At 40.1% G+C, this 22,657-nt stretch carries 17 protein-coding genes and 1 riboswitch; of the genes, 7 read left to right on the forward strand and 10 right to left on the reverse strand.

Annotated elements, in window-relative coordinates:
- Nucleotides 1–33: 33 nt before the first annotated feature.
- Nucleotides 34–714: an MBL fold metallo-hydrolase gene (locus tag ACK8HY_RS06550; RefSeq protein WP_416133163.1), complete on the reverse strand. Its 681-nt coding sequence runs from the start codon at nucleotides 712–714 to the stop codon at nucleotides 34–36.
- Between the two features lie 53 nt (nucleotides 715–767).
- Nucleotides 768–1,385, reverse strand: coding sequence for a Crp/Fnr family transcriptional regulator (locus ACK8HY_RS06555; protein ID WP_416133164.1), 618 nt, complete (start codon nucleotides 1,383–1,385; stop codon nucleotides 768–770).
- 203 nt (nucleotides 1,386–1,588) lie between these two features.
- Nucleotides 1,589–1,682, reverse strand: a riboswitch (TPP riboswitch).
- Between the two features lie 568 nt (nucleotides 1,683–2,250).
- Between ACK8HY_RS06555 and ACK8HY_RS06560 the strand changes: the two genes are divergently transcribed.
- The 3 genes from ACK8HY_RS06560 (at nucleotide 2,251) to ACK8HY_RS06570 (ending at nucleotide 8,839) form a co-directional block, all read left to right on the forward strand.
- A complete protein-coding gene (locus ACK8HY_RS06560; protein ID WP_416133165.1) occupies nucleotides 2,251–5,301 on the forward strand; it encodes a SusC/RagA family TonB-linked outer membrane protein in 3,051 nt (1,016 codons plus the stop codon).
- An 11-nt stretch (nucleotides 5,302–5,312) separates the two neighbouring features.
- Nucleotides 5,313–6,941: a SusD/RagB family nutrient-binding outer membrane lipoprotein gene (locus ACK8HY_RS06565; RefSeq protein ID WP_416133166.1), complete on the forward strand. Its 1,629-nt coding sequence runs from the start codon at nucleotides 5,313–5,315 to the stop codon at nucleotides 6,939–6,941.
- Nucleotides 6,942–7,297: 356 nt separating this feature from the next.
- Nucleotides 7,298–8,839, forward strand: a complete 1,542-nt coding sequence (locus tag ACK8HY_RS06570) for a protein adenylyltransferase SelO (protein ID WP_416133167.1) — start codon at nucleotides 7,298–7,300, stop codon at nucleotides 8,837–8,839.
- Nucleotides 8,840–9,145: 306 nt separating this feature from the next.
- On the opposite strand, the gene ACK8HY_RS06575 is transcribed toward ACK8HY_RS06570, so the two are convergent.
- Together ACK8HY_RS06575 and ACK8HY_RS06580 are read right to left on the reverse strand one after the other, a co-directional pair.
- Nucleotides 9,146–9,805, reverse strand: a complete 660-nt coding sequence (locus tag ACK8HY_RS06575) for a SanA/YdcF family protein (RefSeq protein WP_416133168.1) — start codon at nucleotides 9,803–9,805, stop codon at nucleotides 9,146–9,148.
- Between the two features lie 67 nt (nucleotides 9,806–9,872).
- On the reverse strand, nucleotides 9,873–11,012 hold the full coding sequence (locus ACK8HY_RS06580; protein ID WP_416133169.1) for a hypothetical protein: 1,140 nt from the start codon (nucleotides 11,010–11,012) through the stop codon (nucleotides 9,873–9,875).
- Between the two features lie 359 nt (nucleotides 11,013–11,371).
- Here ACK8HY_RS06580 and ACK8HY_RS06585 point away from each other — a divergent pair, with 359 nt between their 5' ends.
- Together ACK8HY_RS06585 and ACK8HY_RS06590 are read left to right on the forward strand one after the other, a co-directional pair.
- Complete coding sequence (locus ACK8HY_RS06585; protein WP_077432796.1) at nucleotides 11,372–12,166, forward strand: helix-turn-helix domain-containing protein; 795 nt, start codon at nucleotides 11,372–11,374, stop codon at nucleotides 12,164–12,166.
- A gap of 66 nt (nucleotides 12,167–12,232) precedes the next feature.
- Nucleotides 12,233–13,072: a hypothetical protein gene (locus ACK8HY_RS06590; RefSeq protein ID WP_077432795.1), complete on the forward strand. Its 840-nt coding sequence runs from the start codon at nucleotides 12,233–12,235 to the stop codon at nucleotides 13,070–13,072.
- 112 nt (nucleotides 13,073–13,184) lie between these two features.
- Here ACK8HY_RS06590 and ACK8HY_RS06595 read toward each other — a convergent pair whose 3' ends face one another.
- Together ACK8HY_RS06595 and ACK8HY_RS06600 are read right to left on the reverse strand one after the other, a co-directional pair.
- Complete coding sequence (locus ACK8HY_RS06595; protein WP_077432794.1) at nucleotides 13,185–14,543, reverse strand: hypothetical protein; 1,359 nt, start codon at nucleotides 14,541–14,543, stop codon at nucleotides 13,185–13,187.
- Between the two features lie 122 nt (nucleotides 14,544–14,665).
- Nucleotides 14,666–16,072 carry a sialate O-acetylesterase gene (locus ACK8HY_RS06600; protein WP_416133170.1) on the reverse strand — a complete coding sequence of 469 codons (1,407 nt, stop codon included), beginning with the start codon at nucleotides 16,070–16,072 and terminating at the stop codon, nucleotides 14,666–14,668.
- 504 nt (nucleotides 16,073–16,576) lie between these two features.
- Between ACK8HY_RS06600 and ACK8HY_RS06605 the strand changes: the two genes are divergently transcribed.
- Nucleotides 16,577–17,212 (forward strand): carbonic anhydrase, encoded by a 636-nt coding sequence (locus tag ACK8HY_RS06605; protein ID WP_077432792.1) that lies wholly within the window; start codon nucleotides 16,577–16,579, stop codon nucleotides 17,210–17,212.
- Nucleotides 17,213–17,318: 106 nt separating this feature from the next.
- On the opposite strand, the gene ACK8HY_RS06610 is transcribed toward ACK8HY_RS06605, so the two are convergent.
- Complete coding sequence (locus ACK8HY_RS06610; RefSeq protein ID WP_416133171.1) at nucleotides 17,319–18,164, reverse strand: DUF5694 domain-containing protein; 846 nt, start codon at nucleotides 18,162–18,164, stop codon at nucleotides 17,319–17,321.
- 543 nt (nucleotides 18,165–18,707) lie between these two features.
- Between ACK8HY_RS06610 and ACK8HY_RS06615 the strand changes: the two genes are divergently transcribed.
- Nucleotides 18,708–19,106 (forward strand): DUF1801 domain-containing protein, encoded by a 399-nt coding sequence (locus ACK8HY_RS06615; protein WP_077432791.1) that lies wholly within the window; start codon nucleotides 18,708–18,710, stop codon nucleotides 19,104–19,106.
- A 98-nt stretch (nucleotides 19,107–19,204) separates the two neighbouring features.
- On the opposite strand, the gene ACK8HY_RS06620 is transcribed toward ACK8HY_RS06615, so the two are convergent.
- From ACK8HY_RS06620 to ACK8HY_RS06630, 3 genes are all read right to left on the reverse strand, one after another.
- Entirely contained in the window at nucleotides 19,205–20,671 is a 1,467-nt protein-coding gene (locus ACK8HY_RS06620; protein ID WP_416133172.1) for a sigma 54-interacting transcriptional regulator, read from the reverse strand.
- Nucleotides 20,672–20,734: 63 nt separating this feature from the next.
- The gene (locus tag ACK8HY_RS06625; RefSeq protein WP_077432789.1) at nucleotides 20,735–21,856 is read right to left on the reverse strand and encodes a vWA domain-containing protein; all 1,122 of its coding nucleotides are present in this window, start codon (nucleotides 21,854–21,856) and stop codon (nucleotides 20,735–20,737) included.
- A gap of 128 nt (nucleotides 21,857–21,984) precedes the next feature.
- Nucleotides 21,985–22,584 carry an NAD(P)H-dependent oxidoreductase gene (locus ACK8HY_RS06630; RefSeq protein WP_077432788.1) on the reverse strand — a complete coding sequence of 200 codons (600 nt, stop codon included), beginning with the start codon at nucleotides 22,582–22,584 and terminating at the stop codon, nucleotides 21,985–21,987.
- Nucleotides 22,585–22,657 lie beyond the last annotated feature (73 nt).

Below are 22,657 nucleotides of genomic sequence, written 5' to 3' on the forward strand. Positions count from 1 at the left end.
CTGGTCTGGAAGAAGGATGTTCCTCCATTGGTATTAAAGCTCGCTGCATTTAGCCACAAATTGCTCAAACGTCCCGCTTTTATTGATCATGACCGGTCCATGGCCGAAACAGATGATGGCAGGCTTCAGTTTGGCCAGCTTCTGTAGCGATTGGATATTGCGTTGCTGATCCGTGGTGAATAGACCTGGCGGCAGCCGTAGTCCGACTGCCGTCGTGAGCAGGTTCATATTGACTGCCGCATCTCCGATGATCAGTACACCATCCCGCTCTCGGAATAAAGAGATATGACCTGCTGAATGTCCGGGTGTCTCAATGACCCGAAAGTTTCCGATCATGTCGTTTTCAACAATTGTCCGTTGGACTTTATGTCCCTGACCTGCCCAATACTTTTGTTGAAGTTTTGCAATCCAATGTTGCGGTCTTGGATAGGCTTTGGTAACCATACCCGTTTCAGCCCGAAACACTTCGTTGGGATGGCAGAGCAGGGGTATTGCGAATTCATCACATAGCTGATCGCTACAGCCTTGATGATCTGCATGTGCGTGTGTCAGGACATGTTGATAAACGGGTAGTTCCTCGAGCGCTTTCTTGACAGTGGCATACGAACTCCGTATTCCGGAGTCGACCAATACACCTTCGATAATATAGCAGTTGATACTGTTTCGAGGCATCAGTGAAATCTGAACCACCTCGGGAGCGATGTGACGTAACATATTTTTTTGTGCAAATCTACATCGCTGATCCGGACGGCATAAGGACATTTGTCCTATAATTCCTTGGATCGGTGCAATTGCCCCTTGGCCCGGGTAAGCGAACGTTGCGTAATACCTAGGTACGATGCTAGATCTTGTGTGGCTACACGCCGGATGAGCATCGGTTCGTTCGTCAAGACATGACGGTATTTATCCAAAGCCGACCGATTGTTGTAATTCAGCAGGTAAAGCTCCTTTTGGCTATACTCCCGCGCTATCACCGATTTTATAATATTGTTCCAGGCGGTAACCTGACCAAGCAGATTCAGATAGTCGGGATGGCTTATCCCATAGATGATGCTATCTTCGATCACCCTGATACTCCTTCTGGATTTTTCCTGCGCCACAAATTCCGAAAATGAGGTGGCAAATTCATTTTCAAACTTGAAGCAGGTTATATTTTCTTTTCCTTCTTTGTCAATAGCATATGCCTTTACAGCACCTCGGACAATAAATCCAATATAACGGCAGGTATCACCCTCTTTAATAAAAAAATCACCTTTCTTCAAGCTGATAGGTTTGAAGAAATCCGCAGAAAAGTTGATCTCCTCGTCTGTAAGGGCTCCGGTTAAGGACAGGTATTTTTTGAGTGTGTCAGTCATTGGACTATCTTTCCGTTCTTTTAATTTCATTTTGACTGTCTAGTCGTATTTTCACATTTAAATGTACATATATTTCTTAATTTGGGAATAGTCAGGCAATGGAATCCACACCGATCGTTAAAAATTATACCGCAACGACCTTCCTACCCGAAAGCCTTCGTTATGCATGAAACATTAGGTTTGCTTAAACGTTGGTAATGAAACGATAAAAAAAGGGCCTTGGTCTTAACCAAAGCCCCAGGAAACATTTTTCCTTCGCCAGCATTACCTGGATCAGGTGCTATGGGTATATTCTCAGATTTTTTCAAACCACCCCTAAATGCTTCCAATAATAGGACAACAGCTAGCGGTTTTTAGTTTTAGCTATGTTAAATAATTTAAACGTTTTTCAACCTAGTGTTGGTGAAGGTTATATTATTCTTTAAAATGGAACTGATGTAATTCCTTTTTTTCTAAGAATAGAAGTTGTCGCAAAAGCTCTTGGAGCTTTTCCTGATTGTATGACATCAGGATATCGATAAAGCCATTAGTTAAATCTATAGCTAAAATCGAATGTGACGACTCACAAAAGACGCTTTGGTATATCGACTGAGATACGTAAGCACACTCCTTGTTCCCAGACTATCGTCGGATGGAGCCAATTTCACGCAAATATAGGCTCTCTTTACTCCCTTGCCAGCTCATTCGATAGTAACCACTTATTTCAAAACCACATATACAACTAATTATCAGACAATTACATTCCTATAAAAATTTTAAAAAAAAGTCTTTTTATTTCGTAACTTTTCCTTTACATTTATATAAACAATGCTAAAGTTGATTCGGCTTGTCGGCGTTTGGATCTTCATCTACTTGGGTCAAACATTATTTTTAACCAATTTTTAATTACATGATTATGAGTAAAATTCTGTCTTTTTTACTTCTATGGCTAGTGATCGTCCCACTGGCCCATGGTCAACAACGCATGCTAAAAGGAAGCCTTGTGGACCTCGCCACCAATGCCCCCTTGGGAGGTGCAACGATCCGGCTAGAATCTACCTCCATCGGAACCTCCACCGACGATCAGGGGAAATTTACATTAAATGTACCGCAGGGCGCAGTCAAACTACTGGTTACACTGGTGGGTTATGAAGATGCAAGACGTACCGTAACGGCACAAGAAAGCGACATCACCATCAAAATGACAAGCAAATCGTCTGCCCTAGAGACTGTCGTGGTCACTGCGCTGGGTATTCAGCGTAAAGCCAAGAGCCTGACCTACTCGACGCAGGTCGTAAAAGGTGACGAACTGACCAAGGTGAAAGATGTCAATCCCATGAACAACCTGACCGGTAAAGTCTCGGGTGTGCAGATCAATCGCAGTTCATCGGGTATGGGCGGATCCGTAAACATTGTACTACGCGGATTTAAATCAAACCGCAACAACCAGCCTTTGTATGTTATTGACGGTCTCCCAATCACAAATACAGACGGTAGTGGCAACTCAGGCGCCTTTGGCGGAGGTACCGACCGTGGGGATATCCTGAGCACCTTAAATGCGGATGACATCGCCGCCATCAACGTATTGAAGGGTGCGTCTGCATCGGCATTGTACGGTAGCCAAGGGGCTAATGGTGCCATTATGATCACCACAAAAAAGGGTGCCGAAGGAAATCTGAAAATTGACCTCTCCAGTGGATTCACGGCTGACAAAGCATTTTACCTGCCCAAATTGCAATACCGCTATGGACAGACCACCCCTTCCAGCGAGGAAAGCTGGGGTGAAAAAGGTAATTTTGCTGATCCTGTAAAAGATTTCTACAATACTGGTACAACCTTTATCAATACCCTGGCGCTGAGCGGTGGAACCAATCGCATACAGAATTATTTCTCCTATGCCAACACCAGCAACAAGGGGATACTGCCAACCAACACCTTTAAACAGCATAGCGCAACCTTTCGAAATTCGATGAATTTCTTTGACAATAAGCTCTTCTTTGACGGAAGCTTGATGTATTCGCGTCAGAATATTCATAATCGCCCTTCCTCAGGGCTGTACTTCAGTCCAATAGCGGGCTTATACCTGTTTCCACGGGGGCAGGATTTTGAGAAGTACAAAAATTTCGAATATTTCTCCGAAAGCCGCAACTTCTACTTACAGGATTGGTGGAATATCAATGCTGACGCTAAACTCACCGGAACGCATCATCAGCAAAATCCGTACTGGGTGCTCAACCGCATTCCTACAGATCAAAAAAGGGATAATATTATCGGACAGGCACAATTCCGCTATACCCTAACGGACTGGCTGTCGGTAAGTGCCCGCGGAACCCTGAACAAACGCTGGGATCACTGGGAACGCCGCATCTATGCCGGAACACAGGGTGTATTGTCGGGCCTGCCGATCGACGGCAAACTGGGCGACAATGGCCGTTATAATATCGACCGCAGCGAAAGCACGGCCTTATATGGTGATCTATTATTAACCGGTAATAAACAATGGGCGGAACAGCTTGATTTAAATTTTACAGCAGGTACCTCAATCAATGATTTACGCTCAAATGGAACTGTTTTGGATCTGGCCAGGCTCGCCTTAGCCAATAAGTTTCTGTTAAGCAACATCTACCGTGACGCTCCAATGCAGTCTGCGACCGAAACCATTTCACGTAGGCAGATCCAGTCTTTATTTGCCTCGGCCAACCTGGGCTACCGCGAAAAGGTTTACCTGGATTTAACGGCCCGAAACGACTGGGCTTCTACGCTAGCGAATACCCCCAAAGAACACAAAGGTTATTTTTACTGGTCGGCAGGTGTGTCAACTGTGCTGAGTGAATTATTCAAATTGCCAAGCGCCATTACCTACAGTAAGCTCCGTCTATCTTTTGCACAGGTGGGGAACGATGTTGCCGCTTATAGTACAATACCTGTAAACACTTTAAATACGGGCATTCTGAGCCCAAATGTATCAGGCCCTTATATGGGTATACCATTGAAACCAGAAATTAGCAAAAGTATCGAATTAGGGTACGAAGGCCGCTTTTGGAAAGACCGCATCAATCTGGATATCGCGCTTTACAGAACCAACACAAAAGATCAATATTTTGAGTATCAGGGACCTGTGGGCGTAGTTAACACGACCGTATTTTTGAATGCAGGAGATGTTGAAAATAAAGGTATCGAAGCAGCTTTGGGTGTGACGGCAATCAAAAAAGAGCAGTTTAGCTGGAACACAGGATTTAATTTTACTGCCAACCGCAATAAGATACTAAAATTAGCTCCCAATCTCGGAAATACGTACCCATTGGGCGGAAATTTCAATGTCCTTCGCCTTGGTGGTTCCTTTGGCGATTTCTGGGCGCCTATGTTTAAGCGTGATCCGAACGGAACAATTATCGTCGACGACAATGGCCGGCCACAGATCGCTCCTGCAGGTTATATCGGCAACAATACGCCTAAAGCCATCGTCGGATGGACCAATAATGTGAATTACAAAGATTTTGGCCTGAGCTTTACCATAGACGGCAGGTTTGGCGGAAAAGTAATCAGTATCACAGACGGTTACCTCAATTCCTTTGGTGTGAGTGAAGAAAGTGCGGCCGCAAGGGATCGCGGTGGTGTTGACATTGCAGCGGTTAAAATGGACGGCACACCTTGGCAGGGCCTCCTTCCGGCACAGGCTTACTATAGTGCCATTGGCAACCGTGACGGTATCATCGAAGGCCAACTATACAGTGCCACCAATATCCGGATGCGTGAGATTGCATTCAGCTATAAACTCCCCATCAAATGGCAGGGCATCAAACAGGCCTCCATATCATTGACCGGAAGAAACTTATTTTTCTTTCGCAACGATGCCCCTTACGACCCTGAACTCAATACAACAACCGGTGTCGGCGGACAGGGATACGATAGCTTTGCCCTTCCAACGACCCGCAGTTATGGTTTAAATCTCAAGGTATCCTTTTAACAACGTAGATCATGGACAATACAATCAAATTTTTCGCTTATAGCAGATTGATCTGCCTCTTGCTCGTTACTGTCTTGTTAACGGGCTGTACCAAAAATTTCACCGACTTAAATACAAATCCGGCAGGTGTAACGGACGAAGAAGCAAATGCCGACTATGCATTGATTGCCTCATTCCTGGCTCAGGCACAACGTGACATCATCCCCGAGAACGTCGGTGAATACCAGTTGGCAAATAACCTCTGCAGTGATACCTATGCGGGGTACCTTACCCCGCCCACTCCGTTCGTTGGAAATGCGAATAACGTTACTTATAGCCTTGTTCCCGGCTGGTATCAGGCCATTTTCGTCGATCGCTACATCAAAGCGATGAACCCGCTTTTTCGCGTTGAACAAGCAACACGTAAAGAAGAAAGACTACAGGATATTTTCGCATTTGCCAAACTGCTCAAAGTATCAGCCATGCATCGCACCAGTGACAAAGTTGGCCCTATTATCTACAGTAAATATAACGTACTGAATGAAAATGGACAGATCGATTATGATTCACAGGAAAATGCCTATAAAAACTTCTTTTTGGACCTGGATACTGCGGCAACTATTTTAAAAGGCATTCAGAACAATGCACTATCGGCAGCGATGGCAAAGTCTGATATGGCCTACACCACAGATAATTACAAACGTTGGCTACGCTATACAAATACGCTGCGCCTGCGTCTGGCTTTACGTGTCGTCGCCATAGCGCCCAATATTGCAAAAACGGAGGGTGAAAAAGCGCTCAATCCGGCCAATGGTGGGCTGCTAGAGGTAAACGCTGACAACTGTATTATCGGACTCAGTACAGATCATCCCTTAAATACCATCACGGGGGCCTGGGGTGATACCCGCATGAGTGCGCCCGTAGAGTCGATACTCGGCGGGTATGGTGACCCACGATTGGCAAAGTGGTTTAATCCCGCAACGGACGCCGCAGTAGCCGGACAGTATAAGGGTATACGTTCAGGCATCAATATCGATGGTAAAAGCCGTTATGAAAATTACTCGAAGCTAAAAGCTTTCCCCAACCGGATGCAATTAATGGTCGCTGCTGAAAGCTGGTTTTTGAAAGCCGAAGCTGCGCTACGTGGCTGGGCCAATGCAGGTACAGCAAAGACAAACTACGAAACCGGTATAGAACGTTCTTTTGAAATGTATGATCTAGGCGGAGACCTTGCAGCTTATAAGAGCAACAGCACGAGCAAGCCCAAAGCTTATGTTGATCCAAAAGCGATTAAAGCCGGTGAAAATAATGTAGCTATTGGTTCTCCCTATTTGAGCACGATGACTATACGCTGGGAGGATGGAGATTCGAATGACAGGAAACTTGAACGTATCATCACACAAAAATGGATTGCCATGTTTCCAGACGGTGATGAAGCCTGGGCAGATTACCGCCGTACAGGATATCCCATTCTGTTCCCTAACGTTGTCAATTTCAGCGGCAACGCCATACCTACAGTTCCGGGTATCCGACGTATGCCCTATCCACAACGGGAATATGACAGTAATAACCAGGCGGTTACTGCAGCTGTAAAGTTATTGGGTGGCCCTGATAACGGTGGTACACGATTGTGGTGGGACGTAGCGAACAAGAAGTTTTAATAAACTTTTTTATTCATTTTTTTAACTATAATAGCCGGTTAATAGCCGGCTATTATAGTTAAAATTCAAGATTATTCTGAGCTCTTGAATAAGGAGTCTACCTCTGAGAATTTCAGGTTTGTTCAAGCAACAGCTTATCTCCAGCATAACCAGTAGGATCACTTTTAGGATCAGTTTGACCGTTCGGCAAAATACATCAGCTTTCATCAACACCGTCTGTCAGCAGCGGAATGTGGCCGGCACATCCTTAAACCGCCTATAGCGATTAACGATATCAATAGATTCTCTTATTAGAATATTTAAGACCTTTCGATAATTTGGAAGGTCTTCTCTTTTATAATTAATATCTTTGAACTATGAATATCGAACACATCGGACAGCCATTTCTCAAAAAATTTCCCGGAGATTTTTCAGGTAATCCTGCGCAGAGAAACACGCCAAAAGTTTTATTTGCCACGATTAAACCTACCGGGTTTGAACAACCACAATTAATTGCTTTTAACGAGGCACTTTCTGAGGAAATAGGGCTCGGAAAATTTGAAGAGAAAGATCTTCATTTTCTGGTGGGATCTCAGCTTCCCCATACCATGCAGACCTACGCGACAGCTTACGCCGGACATCAATTTGGTAACTGGGCAGGGCAGCTGGGAGACGGAAGAGCGATTCTCGCAGGGGAGATTACCAATACAAACGGCAAGAAAACAGAGATCCAATGGAAAGGAGCCGGTGCAACACCCTATTCACGACGTGCAGACGGAAGAGCTGTATTGCGGTCGTCCGTACGCGAATACCTGATGAGTGAAGCGATGTATCATCTGGGCGTACCCACAACCAGAGCATTGAGCCTGGCCTTTACAGGCGAAGATGTTATTCGAGATATCATGTATAATGGCAATCCGCAATACGAAAAAGGGGCTGTAATCATCAGAACGGCCGAAAGCTTCCTTCGTTTCGGGCATTTTGAATTGATGGCTGCTCAGGGGGAATATAAGCTATTGCAGGATCTGCTTGATTTTACGATCGAAAATTACTTCCCTGAAATTGTTTCATCCGATCATCAGAAATACAAGGATTTTTTTGAAAATGTGTGCACCCGGACGGCAGACTTAATGGTAGAATGGTTCAGAGTAGGTTTTGTCCATGGCGTAATGAACACAGATAATATGTCCATCTTAGGCTTAACGATTGACTACGGCCCCTACTCCATGATGGATGAATATAATTTAAACTTCACCCCCAATACAACTGATCTTCCGGGAAGACGATATGCATTTGGAAAGCAGGGACAGATTGCACAATGGAATCTATGGAAACTTGCGAACGCCCTCCAGCCAATAATCAACGATGACAAATTTCTTGAAAGCAAGCTCAATAATTTCGCAGTCTATTTTTGGGAAGCCCATGACAAAATGCTTTGCAAAAAATTCGGATTTGATGAGCTCAAAACAACGGATGATGAGTTTTTCAGCAACTGGCAGGGCATCATGCAGGAGTTGGAATTGGATCACACCTTATTCTTCAATCAATTGGAGAAAATAACTCGGGATACGGATTTAAAAGAACATTTCAGTCCGGTAGCGTATAGTGTCTTAAATGAAGAAAAACTCATAAAACTCAAAGACTTCATTGAACAGTATCAATCCCGTCTGCATTCAAATTCGATTTCAAAGGAAGCATCCCTGGAATTAATGAAAAAGACAAATCCTAAATTTATACTGCGTAACTATCTGCTTTACGAGTGTATAGAAGAAATTGGTAAGGGGAAAACAGAAATGTTGACTAAACTAACTCGGGCCTTGGAAACCCCATATCAGGAGCTATTTCCGGAATTTTCGGTAAAGCGCCCGCCCAGCTATAACGACACGGCTGGATGCTCTACACTCTCCTGTAGCTCATAGCAACGGATATTCCTTTTGCTTGATGCACGAATAAGGCAACCATACGTCATCCTATTTAAAACAACGACGTATAGCTGCTCAATGGAGGACTTTCATCGCATAAGGATAAAGGATGTTAAATGTAAAATTTAAGCGGTACCTCTTACAAATCGAAAAGATAAAAACACATCTGCTTTCATCAAAGTCAATAATGCATCTCTTAATAGGTCATTAACACTATAACAATAACGTAATCAAAATTGATTACCACTAAATGATTGCAAAGAAAAACACGAGCAATACAAATAAAAGACGGTATTTCATAAGCTATTCTTTCGTATAGTTTGATTTTCCATTGATATCAACTGACTCCCCCAGATACTTTGGTATTCTGCCTCTGATAACATCCAAAGCGGCTTTAGTAACGGATAGCTTTTCCCGAAATGCATAATATCTATACCCCGGATATACTCCCCTATCCGCACTATAGCCAAATGATTTTATGCCCAATTTATCGCCGAGGTAAATACATCTGTTCAAGTGGTATTTCTGAGAGACCAAGATTGCTGTGTCAACATGAAAGATATGTTTTGCACGAAACATCGTCGAATAGCTATCGAAGCCGGCATAGTCGATGTAGATCTTTGTGGTATCAACGCCATTTTTCTGACAATATAACTTCATGACAGTAAGCTCATCGTATTCATCCTTTCCGTTATCTCCCGACAGCAATATTTTATCCACTTTGTTGTTTTTGTACAACGAAATTCCAGCATCAAGCCTATCTTTTAAATACCTACTTGGCTGATCGCCGTTTATACCAGCGCCAAAAATAATGGCTACTTTGACTTTGGGAACATCTTTAAGTTCGGTGAAAATCAGCTTCTCCGTTTTGGCTGTTATATTACTGTCGGTTGCCAAAACAACAACTAGGACTATTAAACATAGAATGATACCCGATATAAGAAACTTTTTAATCTTGTTCATGCTTTTGATTTTAAAACAGTTTATAAAAATCGTCCTTTTTACGCCTTTGGCAAAACTGCTTACAAAGCTATTTGACAAACATCCCAGAAAGCAACATGCTATCATTAAAATTTAAGGTCACTTTATACGGTGAAGTTTTAATTTCAATATAATTGGCAAAATCAACCGGGTTATAGGCTATTTTCAACTTTTCCAACAATTTTAATACTTCTTCAAATTTTAAACCGGGTTTAAAGCCATTTTCAAATGAGATATCCACCTTCCTAAAGTCGTTGATAGCATAGCCATTGATGAAATTTTCCTTTTGATTATCGGGATTGCCTTTACTTGCAGTAAAATAAAAGTAGACATCATGATATTTATTTTGATAATAGATCTCGTTCGTTTTTCCAGTCATGCCATCAATTTCTGTGATTCGCTCAAAACCTTTGTTTGTGAACGATTTTACAAAGTCTTCCTCAGTTGTTTTACCGACAACCAAATCATTCATGTTCCAGTTTTTATCAATTTTTATCGTAGATTTCTCTTTAACATCTTCTGGCTTGGTTGCATTTTTCATCAAGTCTGCCATGTATTTTTCATTATTGCATCCGCCAAAATCAATTAAACCATTCATGACATCCCAATAGCAGGACTTAGACAGATCAGTATTGTTCAGGATAATTAATCTGCTGTAATCTGGAGCATAAAAAATAAACTTATTTTGAGCCTTTACATTCCAGTATAAACCGTGGTCCGTATTTGGATTTTTGGTTCCCTTACCGTATTTCGCCTCCAATTTCTTTAAGATATCGGTCTGTAGTTTTGGCGTTTTCAGCTCAATTCTAATACCGTAGATTTTACTTTCGGCATCGTAACTTTTTAAAGCCGCATTTAACTCATCAATATTTTTGACGGGTTTGAGATCGATATGCCCGCCTCCAAAACGAGTTATACTGTCCGTCTTGAGTTTCTCGGCATCGATTTGGAAAATAATCCGCTGGCCTTCCAGATCTATTCCGTCAAACCTATATTTCTTCGATTTTTCAACCTCTAACAACAAACTAAAAGGGTACTCTACGGTTTCTACACCTATGCGTAATGCGTCATCAAAACTGCTTACTTTTTCTATTGGTTCGTTTAAGTTGAGAGTCGCTAAGTCTATTTTTTCCTGACTTCTGCAAGAAAAAAATAGCGTTAAAACAGCTAGTGATATTATTTTCTTCATATATGATTATTCTAAAATGCCAACGTATTGGCTGACGATGTCTACTTTATTTGATCTTTAAATTTAGCTGTAAAACCTATAGGAAATTGAACAAATTATAATTCGCTGGGGATAAATTATCATTCGCAGGTATTTGCGTTTTTTTAGGGGGGCTGAATCGGACTTTATCTGTGATTGTAAAAACCACCAAAGTATACGTATAGGCCAATGATAGATTCTATAAATGAAATAATATTTCATTTATAGAACCATTTGCTTTATCTTAATGCTGTATATTCCGAAATAGAATGCCATATTCCCACTTATATGAATTACCACAACAATTTTTATTAAAATTTACAGATTACTCTTAGGTAGGCATGATAGAATTTAGATCTCCACAAAATGAAAAATTACTTAGCTACATCGAGGGCTACTATTATTTATCGGAAAAAAATGAAAAATTACCACACTACCTTACATTCCCGAATAATTATACTATTGTTACTTTTATTAAAAATGGTTCTGTACAACAAAAAGGCAAAATTATTTATATTACAAAATCGAATGGAAATTCACTATTGAGTGTGATTACTCAATACAAAAGTCCCTTGGAGATTAGGTATTTAGACCCTGTGGATGAAATTACTATTTATTTAAAACCTGGTGCTTTGGCTTGCATTTTCCCCGAACTCATCAACGACTCCCAAGTTAAAACAGTCTTTGATTGCGACGCTCAATTCTTGAAAAAGGAGTTCAATAGGATTTCTAATAAAGAAGGGAACAAAGATTTAGATACTGAAATTGAGAAATTCCTGGCCAATAGGATTGGTCGTAAAATCGATGGCTTGTTAGCAGAAATGATTAAGAGGTTAAACAATAATCAAACGATTGGTGAAATTTCTGCTGAGCTAAATCTATCCCGACAATATATCAGCAATTATTTTAAAGATGGTATAGGGAAATCCCCAACTGAATTTAGAACAATATCAAGATTTCGCAAAGCAATCAAAAATCATGCTATTGATGAAACGCTCACAAAGCTGACCTATGAGAATTCCTTTTTCGACCAGGCTCATTTCAACAAGTATTTTAAACTATTAACGTCCTATAAACCTAAAGATTTTTTTAAGCAGACTCAAGGAAATAATAAAGTCGTTTGGCTGATTATTTAAGTTTACATTTTTACAATTCTTAATAACAGATCGAGATTAAATTTGAATGTAAATTTAGAATATCAAATGAAAACAAAATTAGTTTCTATAATTATTATCTCGATTTTTATTGCCTCCTGCAAGACAAGAGTTACTCCAAAATTCATGATCGACAACGACGGCATCTTAGTAGAGAAATTTGACTCGACCGATGTTGACGACAATAGATACAATCGCGACAATAAAATTTATGTCGCTGGAACAAAATTCATCTATAGCTATAAGCACATCGGGAATGACAAACGGGCATATCTTATCGGAAAAATAAGCAAATCAGAAAAAAAAACGAATGAATGGGAATTCATACCAATTGAAAGAAAGAATGATTCTACCATTCTTAATATTGCAATCATACCACTAAATGGCAATGCTTTCAAGGCGTTTATTCCAGATTACAACCAAACCAATTTTTTATACAACTTTTTAAATATTGAGGGACAATCAATTGGGCAAGAAATAACCGGTGTAATTGAAAATAAAAAGAATATTTGGATACATCCGCCGCGATTTGCGCTGTTTTCTATCTTGGAACTAAATCCATTTCCATATATTTCATTTCCTATTAAAACCGGTAAAAAATGGGACTGGCATTTGAGTATAGGAGATCAGTGGGCAAATGTTAGGTGGAAAAAATGGATAGGACGTATCGAAAACCAATATATCTATGAGATACTTGAGCACAAAAAAGTAAAAACAAAATTTGGAGAAATTAAATGTGTCGTTTCAAGGGCAACTGCCAACAGTCAACTTGGTAAGACATTTCTGATCTCATATTTTAATGAAAAATATGGGTTCATAAAATTGGAATACATCAATATAGATGGTTCTCAAACAATATTTGAATTAGATAAAGTAATAAAAAATTAAATGGCTCTTACTTACATATGTCAGTTTCCCTAACTCCTAATAGTATTCTTTCAAGAAGGTAACCACATTTCTTGATAAGAAGATTGGTTTCTACAGCAATTGGTTAACAATCCTACTTCGAGAGTGCCTCAATTGTAGTATACATAGTCCAGGCACTGCACGCCAAAGCAAACAGGAGGCAGTATAAAAAAATATCTATAGACCTTCTAAGCTTGATCAAAAAAACAACGACAAACATCAATGGACAAACTACGATAAAAATAAAAATACCTGCGGCAATTGTCTCAAAAATATCCTGACTATAATTCATCAGCAAGAGTAAGATCCCGATGTAAAACAGCCAAACGAAAAACGGAGCAACAAAACATAACAGCAAACCCCATAATAATCGAAGTTTAAAGTGCTCTGGCCGGGCTTTACGATAATTTGTATATAAAAAATAACTTATACCAGCCATGCATAGGATTAAAACAGCCAACTGAATATAGGTATTAAAAATGCTGTCTGCCCGGGTATTGATCGTTGAAGTTGATTTGATTTTATCCCCACTGTAGCGTTTGACCTGGGTGGCTTCCCCATTGACAAATGTCTGTATGATCTTATCATCTCCGAGAGTGTCCCTAATCGTCCAAATCGAGTCTTCCAGCCCCATCTTATAAAACCCTTCAATGATGGTTTTACCACCTTTGGTTCGTGTAAACACTCCGTCAAGCCGCCCACCATTAAACCGCAAAGAATCAATGCCCTGGTCGGTATTAAGGGTTAGCAAGCTTATTTTTCCGGGAGGAATCAGACTGGCACTATCTGCCAGAAGGCGCAAAACTGTAAGGTCAAGATTTTCCACCGATCGGTTTTTATTGTAATCGTCATTCCGCTCAGGTCTACGGATATATAGGTAGTTTATTTTGACCGCGAGCAAGGAATCTCTCTTGTAAAGCTTGAGTTCATCGTGGGCATTAAGATACCGGATGGTTGGATTTTTTAACAATACATATTGAGGTTGCTCGAAAAACTGGATATATCGTGGCTGACTGGTCGCGCAAAAAGAGAAAATTGCAATGCTACCGATAAAATAGGTACTAAACTGGGTCTTTAACATTGTTCCGGTAGCTGTCGGTGAATCTCTTTTTATGTATAACCATGCGAACAAGAGCATGGGCAATGCAATCAGATCGGAAGGATCCACAGTCCTTGCAATACCAAAATAGGGTTTCAGAAATTGAATAATCCCAGAAGAATGTTCACTTTTCCAAAAGACAAATAAGATTGCGGTAGTGATAAAAACCGATAATTTATGTTTAGGAAAAATAGCTGACCAGAAAATTGAAAAAATAAAAAGTCCGCTGAAATCGGAAAGTTTTCCGGTAAACGAATTATGGAAAGCCGCTTTCAGAAAAAAATCATTTACGATCAATAGAACAAGAAAAAAAATAAAAAGCGGCGAACGAAGATGCTTTAGGCGTTCATACATATTTTAGCGTTTACATTTTCTATTGATACCCATTACGTAATTTGGTAACCTGTATACGATTTGACCTGCCAAACCGCATCGGCTACAAATAACTTCTTTCACAGCAAAGAATTCCCATGTCATTATTTAATTTTGCTGGTATCAACTGGCCAGGTATCGGTCCTAAAAGGAGCGACAGGTAAGCCTTCTTTACTAAAGATATTCCCAATTCCCGTATTGCTAAACTGGTATCGAACAGCAACCGGATTGTTTACCCGCTTATTTGAAACGATCATTTGTTTGCCTTTTATTTCTACGGTTGCAGGATAAAATTTCTGATCTGCCCCCGAAATAAAAATTTCCTTTCCTTCATTTCCCTTTATTGTCAAACCGGATCCCAGGTTGTCGAAATCAATCACGATTTGATTTTTTCGCACTGTAAAAGACTTAAAGATCGGACTTTTATAAAATCCTTTATTTAGGCCATAAGTTTCGGATAGGGCATAATTCGCCAGGCGCAAACCTACATCTTTCTTGTTTGCAGGATGGATATTTAGTGTATCACTGACCAGATCCGAAATGACAACCATTCCTGTATTTTCAGTCATTAAATTCTTGGTCTGCGCTTCCCGGAGTAAAGCCCCAACATGGTGATTTAAATATTTATTTGGCGCAATCTGAACGTAATAAAACGGGAAATTTTTATGCCAGGAGGTACGCCAGGAGGCGATCAGGGTATCCATTAATTGGGTATAACTAGCGGCGGTTTCAACGTTACTCTCCCCTTGATACCATATCGCACCGGCAATGTTGAAATTGGTAAATGGTGCAATCATAGCATTGTAAGTATATCCTGGGGTAATAGGCCACCAAGAAGAGGGTTTCTTTTGAGCAGCTGCATCTTTCAGCGTACGATTACTTTCGACCAGCTCGACTGGTGTCCATACTTCGGCAGGAGTCCCCCCCCAGTTACTACTGATCAAACCTATAGGAACATTTAATTCCTTGTTGAGTACTTTTCCAAAATAATAAGCTACCGCACTAAAATTTTTCAGGGCATTGCTATCACAGACCATCCAGTTTCCCTCATTGTTGTCCTGCGGTGTCTTCGCTGTTGCTTTAGTGACCTGGAACAGCTTGATATTTAACTTGTCGAGATCCGAAAACTCATCCTTAATGCTGGAAATACCATTATAATAATTCCATTCCATATTGGACTGACCACTGCAAATCCAGACCTCACCGATCAATACATTCTCAAGAATAATTTTATTTTCACCTTCAAATGTGATGGTATAGGGGCCACCGGCTCTCGGTGTTTGGACTGAAGCTTGCCATTTGGCATTTCCATCTGCTGTTACCTCAGCCGTCTTATTATCCCAAGAGGTTGTAATTTTGACTTTTTCTCCCGGTTTGGACCATCCCCATAATTCGGCCTTAGATTGCTGCTGTAGAACCATGTTATCCGCCAAAATACTTGGTAAACGAATTGCTGCCTGCAATGAAGACATAAAAAAACAGAAAATCAGAAAGAAAAGAGACTTGTACATATCATTTGAATTTATAATTAAGTTAGCCTTCGAATACTACTCCAAATGATATCAAAATTTGGAGTGGTAAGTTTTTTATCAAACTCTAAGTTAACCCATTAATAATAAAGTATGCTGATTTTTATTGACATTTTTTCTAATAATGTTTAAATAAGAAGGCTTTTGAAACTAACCAGTATTGATCGACCGGCATATTAATTTCAACTAGCCTGTCTCCTGCACATTAAATTTAAACTCGTTAAGCTGCAAATTTTAATTATCCAATGCAGTAAGCTATTTAGGTGAATTTATTGTCCACAGACCAATTGATCAGCTATACCTTAGCCAATGCGTCATTAGCATCCCTTCGGAGTTTTGATAGTCATTAATTTTGGTGATGATCAGGCCCCGACAAGAGGTTCTATGGGAATAATCCATTGGACTGAGAAAAGCGAAAGAGTTTTATCCATTTTTAAAATTTAATGAATTACTCTTATCTTTAATACTGCAAATATTTATTTTTTTATGAAGGCACATACATACGAAACACAATCAACAATTACTCCTGAAAAAGCATTAAACTTCTTAAAAGAAGGTAATCAACGCTTTGTCAATAATCTAAAAGCAAACCGGGATCTTCTCGAACAAGTAAATGCTACCCGTGAAGGACAGTGGCCATTTGCTGTGGTGCTTAGCTGTATTGATAGCCGTACTTCTGCTGAACTTATATTTGATCAAGGTCTAGGTGATATTTTCAGTATCAGGATTGCTGGAAATTTCATCAATCAGGACATTCTGGGCTCCATGGAGTTTGGCTGTAATGTTGCTGGATCTAAACTGGTTGTCGTATTAGGCCACACCAAATGTGGCGCTCTAAAAGGCGGACTGGACGCTGAACAGATCGAAGGATTGGGAATGGACAACTTGAACCATCTGGTCAGTCATTTTGATCCTATTATCAATGAGGTGATTGGTGAAAACGAAGAACGCTCTTCAAAAAATAGTGTATTGTTGGAGAAACTAAACCAACAGAATATCAAACATGCAATTAAAGATATTCGCAGACAAAGTTCAACTCTCCGTAAGCTTGAAGAAGAAGGCAAGATCAAGATTGTGGGTGCAAACTATGATGTTGAAACAGGAAGCGTAACTTGGTTATAAAATAATTCAAGAATTGCTATCGACTCTATTGAAAACATACCCATGCTATAATACAAAAAGGCCGTTTGGAAAGTACCTAAGCGGCCTTCTATTATATTCCTACTATTTATTTGAGATAATTTTCAACATCGACAAGCTCGTACTTGGGACTTCTCTGCATGAATTCATCCAAAAAAGCGCTATGGGTAGCTCCCATAATTATAAATATTCGATCATCGTTATTGACTGGTATCTGGTTCAAATTGGAGAATATCCGCAGATTTCGTCTATAGAATTTACTCGCTTCATCTGCCCCTTCGAAATTGCCTTTTGTGCTGTTGTGAGTTAATATATCAGCATTGAGATTTATGAATTTTTGGAAAGTCGCTTTGCGATTAAATAGCTTCAATTTTTCTAGCACAGAAAGGTTTTCTGCTGCCATAAATTCTTTGAAAATACTGGCGCTATATTTTTTTGAGGTTATACTGTCGACTTGATTTTCCAATTCACGCCCTATATTATAGTTATAAGCTGCAGTCTGCTGCTCGTCTATACCATATATTTTGTTTACGCCAGCCATTTTACCAATTTCGTAAGCAATTAGAGCTATTTCCCCTGCATATTTTGGTGTATACTCTTTATTTTCCTTAAAATTCCTATAATCGGAATTCAATTCCTCATTTTTGGTTGGAAGTACTTCCACACAAATTATTGTCGGTTTGAATTCCGCCAGCATTTTTGCAATTTTATAAGTCTCTTTTTTATTTTTGTCATCCTTTTCATTAAATTTTACTTTATGTGCATCAGGTGTATATGTCATGTGAAAAGTTGCAAAATTTAAGACTTTTGTTTTTTGCGCATATACTTTTCCAAAAAGGATTCCACAAAGCAATATGGGGACAATTTTTAAATTGATTCCTTTTGTTCTATTAGATAATTGTATCAACTGTGCTGTGTTTTTCAGGCTATTCATATATTAGTTTGTTTTTAATGCTCCAAAAATATCACAGTTCGCTCGAATAAAGGCTACACTTGGGTGTAGTTTAGAGATTGATTTCCTCCTTAATTCTTATCAGGTTTTGGCCAAGTTCAGTATGGTCATGAGTGCTATCCTTTTTTCGCTCTGTATTGGCACAATGTACTAAGAATAGGAGGACCACCTGACCGAGTATTTTTCGCATTACTCTATAAAATCTGGACATAATTTAAGAATGTCGTTTTTCATGCTAAGTTGGCAATGGACAACTGTTTGCGACCTTCATTCTAATTAGTTCTTCCTTATTATAATCGAACTCATTGATATAACCGACTTTTGGTTTCACATTTAGCTTTTTAGCCCATATTTTATCAAGCTCATCTGTAGTCGTTAGCGTTTGATACACTGTAGAAATTGTGTTTTTCGATCAGCTGATCTTTAAACGTAGGAGTTTATTTTATTATTCTGGAACCTATAGCTGCATCAAAGAAATTGAATAAATTTAACCTAAATACAAACGATCTAAAAAGGGTAAAAAGAATGGAAATAGAACAATATATCAGTACGCTTTCCGAAGGCGCACAAAAAGCCATCCAACAGTTCCGGAAGGTAATTTCTGAAAATGACAAAGCGGTTTCAGAAAGTTTTGGGAAATTCATGTCTAATCCGAATGCAATCAGCTATAATGAGCAAGATGTTTTTAAATACGGACTTACCGTTGCCAAAAACTATATTTCATTCCATTCACTGGTAATGTATTCAAATCCCGAATTAATGGATGAACTAAAATCAAAATTGCCCAAAGCTAAATTCCAAAAGGGCTGTATTAATTTCAAATCGTTGGATGAATTTCCAGAATCGGTTCTGACAGCGCACATGCAGAGGTCCTCTCAAATAGATTTTAGTCCTGTGATAAATCGTTATCTGAAAAAGAAGTAAAACCTTTTAAATATTCTATTTCTTGCTGGCATTGCGCTAAGAAGCGGATACCTCAAAAAAAGCTTCCCTTGAACTAGCAGGGAAGCTTTTGGCAATCGCTAAAGATTATTTCGCAGATAACCCTGAAAATTATCTTGAAACTGCAGGTTGTTTCCTGTTCTATATTTACTTAATTTATTGTTTAGCGCCAGCCCCCACAGTATAAATTCAGCCAGGAAATAGCGATCTTCGGCTTTCGTTTCTGGCTGGTATTTTTGTATCAGTGTTTGGATAGGTATCATTTGATCCAATAGACTTTTGTAATCTACATCAGTAAGCTCATCAGATAATTCGATCCCCTCCGATTCCGAAAACCAACGGACAATCTCGCCATAGGGATAGCGTTCGTTGTCCTTCTCCAGCTTCTCAATTTTGGGGAATAAGATCGGAAAGAGGCTTTTTACCGCATTATCGATCAACTGGAGGGCCACGGAAGCTGCCCCTTCCTGTTCACCTTCATAAACGAGTTCCACCTTACCAGTTATCGCCGGTACGATACCCATAAAGTCACTCAGGCGTACTGCGGTTACTCTTGTACTGCTTCTAAGCATCCGCAATTCTGCCGTACTTAATAAATTCTGAAATGCTGTAATACTCATCCGCGCGCTGACACCACTTTTTTCGTCTACATATTCGCTATTTCGAGCTTCAAAACTGATCTGTTCGATTAATTCACTTGCCAACTCAGGAACATATATATGCTCCTTCTGTGCTACTTCCAAGTTTGCCTCCTGTGCTGTAATAGTCTTCGCTACCTCGATAGATGTAGGATAATGCGTTAATATCTGTGACCCGATCCGATCCTTGAGTGGTGTCACAATACTTCCTCTGTTGGTATAATCTTCCGGATTTGCAGTAAACACAAACTGTACGTCTAATGGTAGACGCAACTTAAATCCGCGGATCTGGATATCCCCTTCCTGCAAAATATTGAAAAGGGCTACTTGAATCCGAGCTTGGAGATCCGGGAGTTCATTTATGACGAATATCGAACGGTTTGCACGTGGAATCATGCCAAAATGAATCACACGGTCATCCGCATAGCTCAGTTTCAAATTAGCAGCTTTGATTGGATCGACATCACCGATCAGATCCGCTACAGTCACATCCGGTGTCGCAAGCTTTTCAGCAAAACGGTCATTTCGATGCAGCCAGCTTATCGCTGTGTCATCGCCATTTTCCTTCAATAGCTCCTGTGCATAACGTGATATGGGGCTAAATGGATCATCGTTAATCTCTGAGCCTTGCACCACAGGCACATACTCATCCAGCAGATTAACCATTAGTCGAGCCAAGCGTGTCTTTGCCTGACCACGGAGACCAAGAAAATTAATATTGTGTTTGGAAAGAATGGCTCTTTCAAGTTCGGGAATAACCGTATCCTCATAACCATGAACACCCGTGAAAACGGTTTCGCCCTTAGTAATCTTTTCAATCAGGTTTTGACGCAATTCTTCCTTTATCGTTTTGGGTTTATAGCCTGCACTTTTCAATGCGCCAAATGTTGTAATCGTCGTATAGTTCATATATTGTGCTAATGAAGCGCAAATGCTGCGCAGATGATATCTTCTTATCGTTAAACGATCTGTTTATCGTATCCGTTTTTTACGATTTTCTTCATAATCTTCAAAAATCATTCCTCCCAGATCTCCGAGTCCTGTATAGTAGGCCTTGCCTTGATTCGACGCTGTAAATTCGTTGACAAATTGCTGTAAATAAGGATCAGAAGTGATCATAAAGGTCGTAATGGGTATCCCCAGCTTTCGGGCCTGCGCTGCCATACTATAACATTTACTGGTAATGAACGGATCCAATCCCATCGGGTTCTTATAGTAAGTACCGTCTGGCATGTTTAGGCAGCTCGGTTTCCCGTCCGTAATCATGAAGATCTGTTTGTTCGCATGCCGCTTTCGCCGGAGTATGTCCATTGCTAACTTTAAGCCGGCGACAGTATTGGTATGAAACGGCCCTACTTGCAGGTAAGGCAAGTCTTTAATCGCGATGGGCCAAGCATCATTGCCGAAAACAATGACATCAAGGGAATCCTTGGGATAACGTGTGATGATAAGCTCCGATAAAGCCATGGCTACTTTCTTTGCAGGTGTGATCCGATCCTCTCCATATAGAATCATACTATGGCTGATGTCGATCATCAACACGGTACTCATCTGGGATTTAAATTGTGTATCTTCTACGACCAGATCGTTCTCTGACAGACTGAACTCCCCCATCCCATGATTGATCTGAGCATTTTTCAGACTCTCGGTCAATGCTATTTTTTCTAAGTTGTCTCCAAACTGATAACTCCTAAAATCACCTGTATTTTCGTCACTCCGACCTTGATGATTGGTTTTATGATTGCCTGAAACTCCTTTTCGCATTTTCCCAAAAATCTGATCTAAGGCATTCTGTCGCAATGCTTTTTCCAACTTTGAGGTCATATCTACACCGCCCTCAGTCCCGAATCCTAATTTCTCCCGTATATATCCTTTATTCTTTAAATCCGCTATGAAATCATCGATCGTATATTCCGGAGTAGTCAACTTGAACTCTCTATCCAATTGACGTAACCAGTCTATAGCTTCGTCAAAATCGCCAGCGGTATGGGTAATCAGTTCTTTAAAAATTTCAAATAATTTATCAAAAGGAGTCTGAAACGGCTCGGCATATTGTGTGAAGAGAAAACCCCTATTTCGTCTCGTACTGCTCATGCATTCCTTGTTTTAAGAATAAAGAAGCTATCCGTCGATTGAATCCGGAATCACTTCGTAGTATAAATTTACGAAATATTAATTCTTATAAAGAGCCCTGCACCGAAATTTCGTACTCAGGGTATCAATCAGAAAATAGAATTAATACTTATCCTTTTTACTAATTCATTGACTTGCTCCCTATGATTTTCCCGTACATTTTCAATTGACAATGTCCCCCCTAGTATGAGCATTTCCCTGTGCTGAAAGCGTTTCCCTAACCTATCCTCAAGCATAACCTTTTCCATACTTTGGGCAATGCCGATCTCCTCTAAAAAATGATTGGGATGGCCCGCGGTGCAGATAACTATTCCATGTTTGATTATTTTCATTTTTGGCAGGTCTGGTTTTTGCCCATAAGCATAACCGACGGAATAAACTCTGTCAAACCAACCTTTCATCATTGCCGGACAGTCACTCCACCAGACTGGATATAGGAAGATAACACAGTCCGCATTTTCTATCTTTTGCTGCTCTCCAATCACATCCGCTGGGACGGGCAATGTCGTATCTGCATTGCCTTCTCTTTGGTATTCCGTTAAGGTCATAATACCCTGAAAATTATTCGCATATAAATCAGAAACTTCCACATTCCATCTTTGGGCAACCAACATATTCTTCAGGTGGCTCAATATCTCGAATGTATAGGATTTCTCGCTCGGATGACTGTAAACAATTAAAATATTCATAATGACACAATTAGGATTACATTTTCTTTTGTGAATCTTGTGGGAACTTCGAATCGGATTGTTTAATCAAAAC

Source organism: Sphingobacterium sp. NGMCC 1.201703, from assembly GCF_047784615.1.
Lineage (GTDB): Bacteria > Bacteroidota > Bacteroidia > Sphingobacteriales > Sphingobacteriaceae > Sphingobacterium.